Origin of the sequence: Pseudomonas sp. StFLB209, from assembly GCF_000829415.1 — a bacterium.
In the GTDB taxonomy this organism is placed as follows: Bacteria; Pseudomonadota; Gammaproteobacteria; order Pseudomonadales; family Pseudomonadaceae; genus Aquipseudomonas.
Genome location: NZ_AP014637.1, coordinates 4410244 through 4423856, shown reverse-complemented (window position 1 = coordinate 4423856; position 13613 = coordinate 4410244). Strand labels below are relative to the sequence as shown.

The following is a 13613-nucleotide window of genomic DNA, read 5'->3' as shown; positions in this document are numbered from 1 at the left end:
TTCAGCCCTGCCGTTTGGCGCGATGACTGCGGTAGGTGTCGAGCACCACGGCAATCACAATCACCGCACCGGTAATGATGCGTTTGGTCGGTTCACTGGCACCAATCTGCGCCAACCCGGCGGCCAGCACCGAGATGATCAGCACACCAAAGAAGGTGCTGATGATCGACCCGCGCCCGCCCATCAAGCTGGTGCCACCGATAACTACCGCAGCAATGACTTGCAGCTCAAGACCCGCGCCAGCATTGGGGTCGGCCGCTTCGAGACGGGAAATCTGAAACAGCGCCGCCAGCCCGGCGAGCAGCCCCATCAGGGCGAACACCATGATTTTGTAGGGTTTGGGGTTGATACCCGCTAGCCGCACCGCCTCTTCGTTGGTGCCAATGCCAATCAGGTAACGACCGAACACGGTGCGCGTCAGCACCGCCTGAGCCACGAAAATCACTGACAGCGCGATCAGAAACGACGGCGCGACCCCAAAGGCGATCGGATTGGAAAACCAGGCGAATGCGTCGCCGATATAAGCCGTGCGCGAGTTGGTCATCTGATAGGCCAGGCCACGGGCCATTTCCAGTACGCCCAACGAAACGATGAACGACGGGATGCGCCAGGCCACGGTAATCGAACCCGTCACCGCCCCTGCCAGGGTTGCACACGCCATACCCAGCAACGCGGCGGGCACAACACTCCAACCCCAACCGAGGATCGCGACGCTGACCGCCGAGGCGGCCAGGGCCAGCACCGAACCGACGGACAGGTCGATACCGCCAATGATCAGTACCAGGGTCATGCCGACGGCCAGAACCATCAGGTCAGGAATCTGGTTGGCCAGGGTGCTGAAGGTCTGGTAAGACAAAAAGTGTTCGCTGAGCAGCGAGAACAGCACAACCATCGCCAGCAACGCGCCGGCCAGGCCCAGATAGGTGCCCAGCCCGAAATAGTGGGCGCCACGGCGGGCCGGCAGCGATGTGGCCGAAGTATCGGTTGAAGAATTCATTGGTTAATCCCCGCAGCGCTCTCGACGGGCTGCGCAGTAGAGGTCTGATAACCGGCAAACGCAGCCGCCAGCAGTTGGTCCTGGGTCCAGGTGGCACGCTCGAAGGTATCGATCAGGCGCCCGGCGCAAAGCACGGCGATACGGTCGCAGATCAGCATCAACTCGCGCAGGTCGCTGGACACGACCACCAGCGCCCGCCCCTTGCGGGTCAGTTCGCCGAGCAGCGCGTAGATATCGAATTTGGCACCAATATCGATACCTCGGGTCGGCTCATCAAACAGCATCACCGGGCAGTCGCGCTCCAGCCAGCGACCGATCACCACTTTCTGCTGATTGCCGCCTGATAACTGCCCGACTTCCTGGTCAGGCCCGGAGCAGCGAACCCGCAGCGCTTCGACCTGACGCAGCGCCAAGGCTCGCTCACGCGCTGCACTGACGATGCTGCCACGGGCGATGGCCGGCATATTGCCCAGAGCGATATTGGCACTGACGCTTTGCGACAACAGCAGCCCTTCTCCTTTGCGGTCCTCGCTGATCAGTGCAATGCCATGGCGCACCGCATCACTGGGTGAGTCAATGCTCACCACACGCAATGGCTGGCCCACCTCGACCTGCCCGGCGTCGGCGCGGTCAGCACCGTAGATCAGGCGCAGCAGCTCAGTGCGACCGGCGCCGACCAGCCCGCAAATGCCGAGAATCTCGCCCTGGCGCACTTCGAACGAGACATTGTCGACCTTGCCCTTGCGCCCCAGGCCACGCACCGCCAGCGCGACTTCGCCGATGTGCCGTTGGCCCATGTCGAACTGTTCACCCAACTCGCGCCCCACCATCAGCGCCACCAGTTGCTGGCTGTCGTAGCGACTCATGGGCTCGACACACACCAGCCTGCCGTCGCGCAACACCGCAATGCGCTGGGCGATCCGTGCCAGTTCTTCGAGACGATGCGAGATATAGATGATCGACACGCCGCGCGCCTGCAAACGGGCGATCTGTTCGAACAGCAAGCCGACCTCCCGCGCGCTGAGCATGGCCGTGGGCTCGTCAAGAATCAGCACCCGACAATCGCCGATCAGGTTGCGAGCGATCTCGACCATCTGTTGATGGCCGACGCCCAATTCGGCAACCAGGGTGTCAGGATCGATCGCTTCCAGGCCGACCCGCGCCATGGTCTCACGGGCCATGGCGCGCAGCCGCTTGCGGTCAATCCAGCCGGCGCGACGCGGCAACTTGTCGAGAAACAGGTTTTCCGCGACGGTGAGGGTCGGCAGCAGGTTGAGCTCCTGCATGACCATCCGCACTCCGAGCTGCTCGGCCTGGGTCCGGCTGGCCGGCTGATAAGCCTGCCCCATGAACTGCATCTGCCCGGTGCCAGGCACCACCAACCCGCCGATGATCTTCGACAAGGTGCTTTTGCCTGCGCCGTTCTCGCCGGTCAGGGCCAATACCTCGCCGCGCAGCAGAGTCAGGTCGATATCGGCGAGCACCGGCTGGGCATAGTGCTTGCCGATACCGTGCACCGAGAGCACGACCTCTGTAGAGGCTGACATAGGTTGTACCTCTTACCTGGCCTGGGTAACCAGTTCCACCGGGGTCTGGATCACGCCATTGACGCTGCCCAGCGGCTCGCCCTTGAGGGACTTGAGCGCGGCCTCAATGCCGAATACCGCCTGACGGGCAGCGAACTGGTCGGCAGTGGCGAGGATACGACCGTCCTTGAGCATCGGTTTGATGGCGTTGATATTGTCGTAGCCGACCACTTTGACCTTGCCGGCCTTGCCCGCCGCGCGCACCGCCGAAACCGCGCCCAGCGCCATGCTGTCATTGCCGGCCAGCAGCGCCTTGAGGTTGGGGTATTCATTGAGCATTGCCGCCGCGACGGCGTTGCCCTTGTCGATTTCCCAGTTGCCGGACTGCACGGAAACCACCTTGATCTGCGCCGCCTGCATGGCATCCTGGAAGCCTGCCGTGCGTTGCTGGGCATTGGTGGTGGTCGGCACGCCTTCGATAATGCCGACCTCATCCCCCGCTTGCAGTTGCCCGGCCAGGTAATCGCCGACCAGTTGCGCGCCCTTGCGGTTGTCAGGCCCTACGAAAGGTACTTCGATACTCTTGCTCTTGAGCACTGCGGCATCGAGCTGGTTGTCGATATTGACGACCTTGATACCCGCATCCACGGCTTTCTTGATCACCGGCACCAGCGCTTTGGAATCAGCCGGCGCAATGACCAGCGCATCGACTTTCGAGACGATCATCTGCTCGACGATACGAATCTGGCTGGCGGTATCGGATTCATCCTTGATGCCATTGGAGATCAGATCGAAATCGCCGGCATGCTCTTTCTGGTAAGCCTTGGCGCCGTCTTCCATGGTCAGGAAGAATTCATTGGCCAACGACTTCATGACCAGAGCGACTTTGGGCTTTTGTTCCGTTTGAGCGTAAGCCGATGACAAGGGTACAAGGCTGGTGAGCGAGGCAAATACAGCGACAGCGAGCAGACGGCCAGCAAAGGGCAGCTTCATGAATGCATCTCCGATCTTGTGATTATTGTGCGGCGCGCAAACGTTTGCGAGACACTCACTATCGAAAACCATTCAAGGTTTGTCAACCTGATGACCTATCGCCATCAAGCCTGGGTACTGACGCCGCTACCGGTGGTTCTGTTCAATGCGTTGATCAGCAGGCCCGATACCAATTGGATGTCGCCGTTAGTCACCATGATCTGCCGCTGCAGGCTGAGGATACGCGGCAAGCGTACGATGTCCGGATTGGGCGAATTGACCGCAGCACGCAGTTCCTGACGCAAACGCCGCAGACGCTCATGCAGCTCTGACAACCGGTCAAGCAAGGTATCGACCACTTGCCCCTGCCCCGAGCCGCTCTTCTTGCCGGCCTTGGGCGAAAGATCATCAGGCACCTGTAACCCGGCCAACGCATCTTCGCGCTCAGCCTCACTGGCCGTGACATCAGCCGGCGTGCTGGCCACCCCGGCAACCCTGACCGATGCACCAGCCATTGCGATTGACAATGACATGCTCCCTCCCTGTTCAATTCAGATCGCTGACAGGGAATCGGCCAGTTCCGGCATTTCTTCAATACCGTTGGGCCGGGCACAACGGGTAATGAATTGTCATTTACGCTATAGCCACGCCTGTTGCGAAAGCGCGCCAGTTAAAATACTGTATGCACATACAGCAAAACAAGGAATGCTTCAGGTGGCAAAACAAAATGCAGCGCCCGCCTCACCCGGCACTTACGAGCGTCTCGGTATGCGCATCCAGAAAATCATCAATGCCCCGGCAGCGCAAAAAGCCCGTACCGCCCTGCTGCTGCCTCAGGCCGGCGAGCTGAACGAGGACTGGGCACGTCTGCTCGAAGAAATCTCCGAAAATGACAACGTCACCCTCGCCTGGCGCGACGATGGCGGTGTGCAGTTGTTCTGGACCGTACCGAAAGAAGACTGACGGCATGCCTGGCAGATTTTACACGGGCTGGTGTGCGGTGCTGCTGGTGGGCCTGTCGTTACAGACCCAGGCCGCAGCACCGCGAACCTTCAGCGAGGCCAAGAAAGTCGCCAGAACGCTCTATGCTGCGCAGTCCACCGAGTTCTACTGTGGCTGCAAGTACAGGGGCAATCGTATCGACCTGGCCAGTTGCGGGTACATACCTCGCAAGAATCCTCAGCGCGCCAGGCGCGTCGAATGGGAGCATATCGTGTCGGCCTGGCAAATCGGTCATCAACGACTGTGTTGGCAAAACGGCGGCCGCGCCAACTGCTCACGCAACGACAGGCGGTTTCAGCTTGCCGAAGCCGACCTGCACAATCTGGTGCCTGCCATCGGCGAAGTGAACGCCGATCGCAGTAACTTCAGCTTTGCCTGGCTGCCGACGCGGCAGAGCCAGTATGGTGCATGCCAGACCCAGATAGACTTCAAGGCCCGCAAGGTCATGCCGCGCACCCAAGTTCGCGGCATGGTCGCCCGCACCCATTTGTACATGAGCAAACGCTACCAACTGCGCCTGTCGCGCCAGGACCAGCAATTGTTCCAGGCCTGGAACAAGACTTATCCGGTTCAAGAGTGGGAGCGTCAGCGTAACCAGCTTATTGCCTGTGTAACAGGCCGTGGCAACGAGTTCGTCGGGCCGGTCAATCTGAACGCCTGCCGGGCACGCAAATAGCCCGGTCAAAGACCGGGCCGCCGGGTTCAAATGGCTGGATAGTCACCCGGACCATCAGGCCAGGGCGTCAATACCTCAAAGCCGTCATCCGTGACCGCCACCATGTGCTCCCATTGCGCCGACAACGATAGATCACGGGTCAACACCGTCCAGCCATCAGCCAGGGTCTTGGTCCCCGGTTTGCCGGCATTGATCATCGGCTCAATGGTGAACACCATGCCAGGCTTGAGCCGCAGCCCCTTGCCCGGCGTGCCGTAATGCAGAACCTGAGGCTCTTCGTGATACACCCGGCCGATACCATGACCGCAGTACTCACGCACAACACTGAAGCCATCACGATGGGCGACGGTCTGGATGGCGTGGCCGATGTCACCCAGTGTCGCGCCGGGGCGAACCGCACGAATGCCGGCGCAGGTCGCTTCATAGGTGGTCTCGACCAGTTTCCTGGCCAGCGGGCTGACTTCACCCACCAGATACATGCGGCTGGTATCGCCAAACCAGCCATCCTTGATCACCGCCACATCGATATTGACGATATCACCGTCCTTGAGGATGTCCGATGCCGAAGGAATACCATGGCAAACCACGGCATTGGGAGAAATGCAGGTGGTCTTGGTGAAGCCGTGATAACCGACGTTGGCAGGAATCACCTTAAGCTCATTGACGATGTACTGATTACAGATGTCATCCAGCGCCTCGGTACTGACGCCCGCTTTGACATAAGGTGCGATCATCGCCAGCACGTCAGCCGCAAGCCGACCGGAAACGCGCAGCGCTTCGATATCCTGCGCAGTTTTAATGGTAATGCCACGGCTCATGAAGCCACCTTCTCGACCGCTGGCAGGTCCAGAACCTGCACACCCAGCGCTGCGCCGCCATTACTTTCAGCCTTGAGCAGCAACTGGCAGATTTCGCTGTAGGTCAGTGCCGGATTGAGTTCAGCCAACATCCCAACCCGCATCCAGTGTTCGGCTTGCGCGTTGATCGAGCGGCTTAGCGCCGCACTGGCAGCACGCACATTGGCGTGCATGTGTTCAGAAATTTTTACCAGGCCCATGCTTGCCCCTCTGCGTCGAATATACGAATCATATATGTTTCATATACTCACAAACAAGCCATGCCCTGATTTACTGTTTGCGCATGCGCTCAGACAGAGAGGCCGTCAGCGCACTGATCGACTCTCGGTCTTCCGGCGCCATGGCACGAAAACTGGTGATCACCTCGCGCTCGGTTGCAGACAACCTGTCGAGGTCAAGCGCCGTGCGCCTGCCTGAAATCAGGTAAAGAACATCAACGCCGTTTTGCCATAGTTCAACCAGGTACGCAGATCGCGGAACCCGCACGCCGCTTTCATACATCGCCTGTGCATTAACCTCCACACCGCCCAGGCTCGCAAACTGCTGCTGGGTCAGCCCTAGAGTCTTGCGCTCTTGTTTCAAACGGGTTGCAAACGTATCCATGTGAGTGCCCCCAAACCAGGTCGACACTCATACCATAAACCCTATTTTGCCAGTGTGACGGATGTCCCGCGCTCAGGATTCCATGACCAAGGCCAGGCGTGGCTCTCGATCGAAACAGGAGGTTACCTCCCGCTCGGCCGCCAACGGCTGGTAGAGATTGAACTGGCGCAAGGCAGCTGCCAGAGCCAGGAAATCCTCACGCTGCATTTCTTCGAACATGGCGCCAGGACGCACTACATTCGCTACGCTGTTCTGCACAGACTCCATCAACATGATCGTCAACCTCGAAATACTGTATGGGCGTACAGTATTAGGATAATGACAACCCCGCAAGCCTGACCACGACGAACGGTAGCGTGTGCCCCCATGATGCCGACCGGCGAATCATCTTCGCCCCGCCTGAACCGCAGGCAGCAGATTCATCCACATTGGTGCAGGTGACAGCTGAAGAAGCCGCTCCAGAGCGTTTCTGACGCCAGAAAAACCACGTTTTCGACTAAATGAATGAGAGTGTGTGACATTTACAGAAAAATGCAACCAGATATGAGCCTGACTGGTTATCCATGGTTCTCACTCGTCAATAGCCAGAGGTAGAATCCTTTCTGGCGACAGCGGAGAACCCATGCACCAGACAACGTCCAGTCAAGTCAGCGACGACGCGATCATCGAGACCGCTGCGCAGTGGTTCATGCGCCTGCAGGAAGACGATTGCACGGACGTCGAGCGCCATCAGTTCACCCAGTGGCTGGCCGCTGATCCACGCCATGCCCGCGAGTACCAGGCCATGGGCGGCACCTGGGCCGCCTGCGAAGGACTCAAGCCCGCAATCACAGCGCCAGCCTCGCCTGTAGCCGACAACGCCGCGCCCCCCGGCAGCCGACCAAGACGTCACCGGCAGGTCTTTTTGTTTGCCGCTGCCAGTGCCATGGCGTTACTGGTCGGCTGGCACCAAGGCTGGATACCAAGCCAGTACGAGAGTCAGCAAGCCGACAAAAACACGCGCATTGTCACACTGCCCGACGGCAGCCGGGTGGAACTCAATATCAATACCCGTCTGACCTATACCGGCTACCGGGACCGACGCATCATCAGCCTGGATAAAGGCGAAGCGTTCTTTGAAGTGGCGCGCGATGCCCTGCATCCCTTCATCGTGCAGGCCGGCCAGGGCAGCATCGAGGCCACCGGCACGCGCTTCAACGTATGGCTGTACCAGCAGCAGGTGCAGGTCATGCTGGTCGAGGGTTCGGTCCAGGTGGTCAGTGACCGCGCCCACCCCGAGCACAGCGTGCAGCTCAGGCCCGGTATGCAGGCGGGTTACCAGGCCGGTGATACGCAACCGACCATCAGCCACTCCCGCACGGCCGACACCAGCCTAGCCTGGCGTTACGGCAAGCTGGTGTTCAATGACCTGCCGCTGCGCCTGGCACTGCCGCTGATCAACCGCTACCTGAGCACACCGGTGATGCTCGCCGACAGTGCAACCGGCGATCTGCGCCTGGGCCTGAATTACAACACCCGAGAGATGTCGGCACTGGTCAATGCACTGCCACAGGTACTGCCGGTGCAGATCATCCCCAACGCCCAGGGCAACCCGGTGCTGTATCGCCAGCCCGCCACGCCTCCGCGCAGTTGATCGGGCTCACCTCCCGACACGCAACCTTAAAAAATCTTCATGATCCCTTGCAGGCCACGGATATAAAGGTCTGCGAGAGCTTTTTGAGCATCCCGACAGTGCCTGCCGGCAAATTATTTCGCCCGGCAGATGAGGTTTTTTCGCGCTCATCCGTCTTAGTAGATGGAAACCGAGAAAATTGAAGCCTGAAAGGGAGTTTGCGCATGCTCAACCGCCAAGGAATCACCACCCGTTCCATCCTGAAGCAGACGGCCATGGCCGCCCAGGCCAGCGCCGCGCCGGCCGACCACGAACGGGGCGGCAACGAACAGATCAGAGCCTTGCTCAAAGCCTTCGGGCTGCGTACCAGCCTGGTTCGGCTCAAAGTACTCGACACCCTGCTGGCTGCTGGCGAAGAAGGTCAGCCCATGGGGGTTCGCGGCATTCACAGCCACTTGTTGCGCCTGGATGTGCCGCTGTCGTTTCTCAGCGTGCGCGAAGTGCTCAAGCGGCTGTGTGACGAAGGCGTGATTGTACTGGCCAGCGACAAGACCTACTCCTTGCATCCCAAGGCACTGCAATGGCTGAACACGGAAGATGACCAGCCAGTCCAGTGAACCGGATACCAGCAATGCTCAACGCTTGACCTTGCGGCGCATGATGCCGTTGAGAACCACCACCAGCACCGCCACCGCGATGGCAATGTACTGGAAGGTTTTTTCGCTGATCACACCGGTATCCTGTAAACGGGTGAGTCCAAGCATGATTGCCAGCACGCCCAAGGCAATCAGCAGCGAATAGATCAAGCGTTGTTTGTTACTCATGAGGGTTCCTGTCAATTCAACATGGGCTGCCCGATTGCAGCAGCAAGGCGCGCCTATGTTACGCGCAGAGCAGCACCGCAATAAACCATCCAGCGCCCTTCCCTGGCGCCTGCGCGAACGCGATGCAACGCCGCCGACATTGCCCTGTCAACAATGCCTGTGTTTAATGCCGCTCTGCTCAGGCGCACGGCCTGATGCTGCTGTTATGCAAAGGAGTTTGACCATGCCCCATGAAGGCAGCCTGCTGCAGGCCGCTGTCGTTTTCCTGTTCGCCGCCGTCCTCGCCGTTCCGCTGGCCAAGCGCCTGCAACTGGGCTCGGTGCTGGGTTACCTGTTCGCCGGTGTGATCATCGGCCCCTCGGTGCTGGGCCTGATAGGGAATCCAGAGAGTGTCAGCCACATCTCGGAACTTGGGGTGGTATTACTACTGTTCATCATTGGCCTGGAGCTGTCGCCCAAGCGCTTGTGGGTCATGCGCAAAGCGGTGTTCGGGGTCGGCATGCTGCAGGTGCTGCTGTGCGGCGTGGTGATTGGCGGCATCGCCCTGCTGGCGTTCGACCAGCCGTTGAACACCGCGATCGTGCTCGGCCTGGGCCTGGCACTGTCTTCAACGGCGTTCGGCTTGCAAAGCCTGGCCGAGCGTAAAGAACTCAACAGCCCGCACGGGCGCACTGCATTTGCCATTCTGTTGTTTCAGGACATCGCCGCCATCCCGCTGATTGCCCTGGTGCCAGTGCTGGCCGGTGCCAATCAGGACCTCGCCCCTGGCGCAAGCCTGACCCACGCCCTAGAAGTGGTCGGCAGCATCGCGATCGTGGTGATTGGCGGGCGTTACCTGCTGCGTCCGGTGTTTCGCATCGTGGCACGGACCAAGATCCAGGAAGTGTCCACCGCCACCGCCCTGTTGGTGGTGATCGGCACCGCCTGGCTGATGGAGCTGGTCGGTGTGTCGATGGCCCTGGGCGCGTTTCTGGCTGGCCTGCTGCTGGCTGATTCCGAATACCGCCATGAGCTTGAAGCACAGATCGAGCCGTTCAAGGGCCTGCTGCTGGGCCTGTTTTTCATCAGCGTCGGCATGGGTGCCAACCTGAGCCTGCTGCTCAGTGCTCCGGTTACTGTGCTGGGCCTGACCCTGCTGCTGATTGCCCTGAAACTGCCGCTGCTGATGTTCATCGGCCGCATGGCTGCCGGGCTGGAGCGCCAGAGTGCATTTCAGTTAGGGCTGGTATTGGCTGCCGGTGGCGAGTTTGCCTTCGTGGTGTTCAAGCTCGGCAGCAGCAACGGCCTGTTCGAGCCACGGGTCTACGACATTCTGGTGCTGACCATCACCTTGTCGATGGCCATGACCCCGTTGCTGTTCATGGCCGTGGCACGCTGGATCAAGCCGCGCCCCAAAGCCGCCTCCCCGGTGCCCGAGGAGTACAGTGAGATCCACAGCGACAACCCGCGGGTAGTGATTGCCGGCATGGGCCGCATGGGGCAGATCGTCGCGCGGATCCTGCGTGCCCAGCAGATTCCTTTCGTGGCCCTGGACATGTCGGTGGAAACCATCGAGTTCACTCGCAGCTTCGGCAATGTGCCGGTGTTTTACGGCGACCCGCTGCGCCCGGAAATCCTGCGCGCCGCCAGGGTCCAGGACGCCGAATTCTTTGTCATCGCCACCGACGACCCGGACACCAACATCAAGACCGCCGAACTGGTGCGCAAGCTCTACCCGCACATGAAGATCATCGCCCGGGCGCGCAACCGCCAGCACGTGCACCGGCTGATCGACGTCGGTGCCCATGCGGTGCGCGAAACCTTCCACTCCAGCCTGGAAATGGGCCGCCAGACCCTGCTTGGCCTGGGCCTCTCGGAAAGCCAGGCCCAGGCGCGCATCCAGCGCTTCAAGTGCCATGACGAAGCAGTGCTGGCCGAACAGCACAAGGTCTACGACGACGCTGCCAAGGTTCTGCAGACCGCCCGCGAGGCGCGCAAGGAACTTGAGCAACTGTTCGAAACCGACCGCCTGGAAGAGCAGGCTGCGCTCAAACCCTGAGCGTCGTGAGCGGTGGCGGCCTCACCAGCCACCGCCCAGCGCTGCATACAGGCTGACCAAGGCCTGGGCCTGGGTGGTGGAGCTCTGGACCCACTGCTGCTGGGTACTGAGCAACGCCCGCTGCACCGACAGCACATTGAGAAAGTCCACCACACCCTCGACGTACTGGCGTTTGGCGGCGGCCAGAGCCATCCGGTTATGTTGCACCGCCTCCTGGAGCTTGCGCTGCTGCAACTGGCTGGCGTTGTACAGGCTCATGCCATCGTCGATTTCCTGCCAGGCTCGCAGCACGGTCTGCTGGTAGGCCAGCGCCGCCTCCTGTTCTTGGGCCTCACGCAGTTGCAACATGCCGCGCAAGCGCCCGCCATTGAAGATCGGCAGGCTGAGCTGCGGCCCGAACGCGAATTGCCGCGCCCCCCAACTGCCCAGGTCGGACAACTGCAACGCTTGCAGACCGACATTGCCTGACAGGGTGATGCGCGGGTAGAAATCACCTTGCGCCACGCCCGTGCTGGCCGTCGCGGCATGCAGGTGGGCGGCGGCGCGGCGGATGTCCGGACGCCGTTCGGCCAGCTCCGATGGCAAGCCGACCGGAACCTGCAACGGCACGGCGGCCATTTGTACCGGCTGCTCCAGCTCGCGCTGCAAGGCCCGCGGGGCTTGCGCCAGCAGCAGGCCCAAGGCGTTGATCAACTGCGCCTGACGCTGCTCCAGCACCGGCAAGCGCGATTCCACCGCCGCGACTTGCGCCGCCGCTTCAGCCACATCCAGCTCGGTGGCGACGCCGTTGCGCAGCCGCTCGCGAGACAGCTCAAGGCTGCTGCGCGCCAGCGCCAGATTCTGGCGGGTCACCTCATGGCTGCTCTGCACGCCACGCAGGGCCAGATACTGGCGCGCCACCTCGGCCTGTAAGGCCAGCAAGGCCGCGCGCTGATCGCTCTCAGCCATCTCGACCCGGGCGCCGGCAGCCTCGATTTCGCGGCGTACCCGGCCCCAGAAATCGAGCTCCCAACTGGCGCTCAGGCCGCTGTCCCACTGCTCAAACGGCGCCCTGCCCTGCTGGCCGGATGGATCGTTCAAGCCCTTGCCACTGTTGCGCTTGCGCTGGTAGCCGAGAGTGCCATCGAGCTGCGGCAACTGCTCACCAGTGCTCACTCGATACGCCGCCCGGCTTTGCTCCAGACGCGTGGCGGCAATACGCAGATCAAGGCTCGCCTGCGTTGCGCGGTCGATCAGCGACGACAGCAGCGGGTCGTTGAACACCTCCCACCAGCGCGCATTGATCGGCGCAGCAACCGGCTGGCTGGGCGCCGCCTCACCACTGACCGGCAACCATTCGATGCGGCTGTCGCTCTCTGGCCGCTGAAAATCCTTGCCCACCTGGCAGCCACTCAAAACCGCACAAGCGATCACACCCAACGCGCAGATTCGTAACCCGGTCATCGCGTCGTCACCTGCTCAGCGGCGTGCAACGCCTCGGTATCGATGCTGGCCTGTACCGACATGCCGACCCGCAGTTGCCGAGCCAGTGGCTGACCCGGCTCAAGGACGATTTTCACCGGGATGCGCTGCACGACCTTGGTGAAGTTGCCGGTGGCGTTATCCGGTTTAATCAGGGCAAAGGTCACCCCGGTGGCCGGCGCGATGCTGTCGACATGGCCCTTGAGTAGCTGGTCCGGATAAGTGTCGACACGCACCTGCACCGGCTGGCCGATGCTCACGTGGGTCAACTGGGTCTCCTGAAAGTTGCCGACAACATACGCCTGCTGCAACGGCACCAGCGACAGCAGGCGGCTGCCCGGCACCACGTAATTACCGACCCGCAAGGCCCGCTCGCCCACCGTGCCGTCAATCGGTGCGACGATGTGGGTGTATGACAATTGCAGGCGCGCCTGCTCCAGCGCCGCAGTCGCGCGCAGCAAGGCGGCTTCAGCGCTGTGTTGCTGGGCGAGGAGGATGTCGACCTGTTTATGCTCGGCAGCCAGCGATGCCACTGCACTGCTGTGCTGGGCATTGGCGGTTTCGATCCGGGTGCGTGCCTGCTGGGCATTTTGCACAGTGCCGGCGCCGCTGCCGGCCAGATGCTCATAGCGGGTACGTTCCTGGCCGGCAAAGGTCAGCGCCGCCTGGCTGGCCAGTAACGCGGCGCGGGCCTTGGCGATCACTGAGTCCTGGCGCTGCAACAGGGCGCTGGCCTCATCGCGCCGGGCGGTGGCCGCCTGCACCTCGGCCTCGGCAGCGGTAACGGCCGTCTGCAGATCACGGTCATCGATTCGCGCCAACAACTGCCCGGCCTTGACCTGTTGGTTATCGTCCACCAGTACCTCACTGATAAAGCCCGAGACCTTGGGCGCGACCACCGAGTAATCGGCCGCAATGAAGGCGTCATCGGTGCTCTGCCGATCGCCCTGACCGGCCAGTGCGTACAGCCCGATCGCGGCGAGCAACAGCGCCGCGCCGCACAGCGCCAAGGTCTGTTTCGAGGTCATGTTCATGAACGTTGTTC

General features: G+C 61.3%; 16 protein-coding genes. 5 read left to right on the top strand and 11 right to left on the bottom strand.

Annotated elements, in window-relative coordinates:
* Window position 1 precedes the first annotated feature (1 nt).
* The 4 genes from PSCI_RS19840 to PSCI_RS19825 form a co-directional block, all read right to left on the bottom strand.
* Window positions 2-997: an ABC transporter permease gene (locus PSCI_RS19840; protein WP_045490354.1), complete on the bottom strand. Its 996-nt coding sequence runs from the start codon at window positions 995-997 to the stop codon at window positions 2-4.
* Entirely contained in the window at window positions 994-2544 is a 1551-nt protein-coding gene (locus tag PSCI_RS19835) for a sugar ABC transporter ATP-binding protein (RefSeq protein WP_045490353.1), read from the bottom strand. Before PSCI_RS19835 ends, PSCI_RS19840 begins: the two co-directional genes overlap by 4 nt.
* Window positions 2545-2556: 12 nt before the next feature.
* Window positions 2557-3516, bottom strand: coding sequence for a sugar ABC transporter substrate-binding protein (locus tag PSCI_RS19830; RefSeq protein ID WP_045490351.1), 960 nt, complete (start codon window positions 3514-3516; stop codon window positions 2557-2559).
* A 104-nt stretch (window positions 3517-3620) separates the two neighbouring features.
* Window positions 3621-4028, bottom strand: a complete 408-nt coding sequence (locus PSCI_RS19825; protein WP_144403289.1) for a hypothetical protein — start codon at window positions 4026-4028, stop codon at window positions 3621-3623.
* A 181-nt stretch (window positions 4029-4209) separates the two neighbouring features.
* On the opposite strand from PSCI_RS19825, the gene PSCI_RS19820 reads away from it, so the two are divergent.
* Complete coding sequence (locus PSCI_RS19820) at window positions 4210-4458, top strand: DUF1654 domain-containing protein (protein WP_084710253.1); 249 nt, start codon at window positions 4210-4212, stop codon at window positions 4456-4458.
* A gap of 4 nt (window positions 4459-4462) precedes the next feature.
* Window positions 4463-5173 carry an endonuclease gene (locus PSCI_RS19815; RefSeq protein WP_045490341.1) on the top strand — a complete coding sequence of 237 codons (711 nt, stop codon included), beginning with the start codon at window positions 4463-4465 and terminating at the stop codon, window positions 5171-5173.
* 26 nt (window positions 5174-5199) lie between these two features.
* Here PSCI_RS19815 and map read toward each other — a convergent pair whose 3' ends face one another.
* The 4 genes from map to PSCI_RS29175 all read right to left on the bottom strand — a co-directional run bounded on the left by map (window position 5200) and on the right by PSCI_RS29175 (window position 6906).
* Window positions 5200-5991: a type I methionyl aminopeptidase gene (map, locus tag PSCI_RS19810; protein WP_045490338.1), complete on the bottom strand. Its 792-nt coding sequence runs from the start codon at window positions 5989-5991 to the stop codon at window positions 5200-5202.
* The gene (locus PSCI_RS19805) at window positions 5988-6230 is read right to left on the bottom strand and encodes a ParD-like family protein (protein WP_045490335.1); all 243 of its coding nucleotides are present in this window, start codon (window positions 6228-6230) and stop codon (window positions 5988-5990) included. Before PSCI_RS19805 ends, map begins: the two co-directional genes overlap by 4 nt.
* Before the next feature lie 70 nt (window positions 6231-6300).
* Window positions 6301-6633 carry a helix-turn-helix domain-containing protein gene (locus PSCI_RS19800; protein ID WP_045490334.1) on the bottom strand — a complete coding sequence of 111 codons (333 nt, stop codon included), beginning with the start codon at window positions 6631-6633 and terminating at the stop codon, window positions 6301-6303.
* Between the two features lie 72 nt (window positions 6634-6705).
* Entirely contained in the window at window positions 6706-6906 is a 201-nt protein-coding gene (locus PSCI_RS29175) for a hypothetical protein (protein WP_144403288.1), read from the bottom strand.
* Between the two features lie 349 nt (window positions 6907-7255).
* Here PSCI_RS29175 and PSCI_RS19795 point away from each other — a divergent pair, with 349 nt between their 5' ends.
* Both PSCI_RS19795 and PSCI_RS19790 read left to right on the top strand, forming a co-directional pair.
* Window positions 7256-8266 carry a FecR family protein gene (locus PSCI_RS19795; RefSeq protein ID WP_045490332.1) on the top strand — a complete coding sequence of 337 codons (1011 nt, stop codon included), beginning with the start codon at window positions 7256-7258 and terminating at the stop codon, window positions 8264-8266.
* 203 nt (window positions 8267-8469) lie between these two features.
* The gene (locus PSCI_RS19790; protein WP_045490330.1) at window positions 8470-8862 is read left to right on the top strand and encodes a Fe2+/Zn2+ uptake regulation protein; all 393 of its coding nucleotides are present in this window, start codon (window positions 8470-8472) and stop codon (window positions 8860-8862) included.
* A gap of 18 nt (window positions 8863-8880) precedes the next feature.
* Here PSCI_RS19790 and PSCI_RS19785 read toward each other — a convergent pair whose 3' ends face one another.
* On the bottom strand, window positions 8881-9069 hold the full coding sequence (locus PSCI_RS19785; protein ID WP_045490327.1) for a hypothetical protein: 189 nt from the start codon (window positions 9067-9069) through the stop codon (window positions 8881-8883).
* Window positions 9070-9292: 223 nt separating this feature from the next.
* On the opposite strand from PSCI_RS19785, the gene PSCI_RS19780 reads away from it, so the two are divergent.
* Window positions 9293-11107, top strand: coding sequence for a monovalent cation:proton antiporter-2 (CPA2) family protein (locus PSCI_RS19780; protein WP_045490324.1), 1815 nt, complete (start codon window positions 9293-9295; stop codon window positions 11105-11107).
* Between the two features lie 21 nt (window positions 11108-11128).
* On the opposite strand, the gene PSCI_RS19775 is transcribed toward PSCI_RS19780, so the two are convergent.
* Together PSCI_RS19775 and PSCI_RS19770 are read right to left on the bottom strand one after the other, a co-directional pair.
* Window positions 11129-12550 (bottom strand): efflux transporter outer membrane subunit, encoded by a 1422-nt coding sequence (locus PSCI_RS19775; protein WP_045490321.1) that lies wholly within the window; start codon window positions 12548-12550, stop codon window positions 11129-11131.
* Window positions 12547-13602: an HlyD family secretion protein gene (locus PSCI_RS19770; protein ID WP_045490318.1), complete on the bottom strand. Its 1056-nt coding sequence runs from the start codon at window positions 13600-13602 to the stop codon at window positions 12547-12549. Before PSCI_RS19770 ends, PSCI_RS19775 begins: the two co-directional genes overlap by 4 nt.
* Between the last annotated feature and the right edge of the window lie 11 nt (window positions 13603-13613).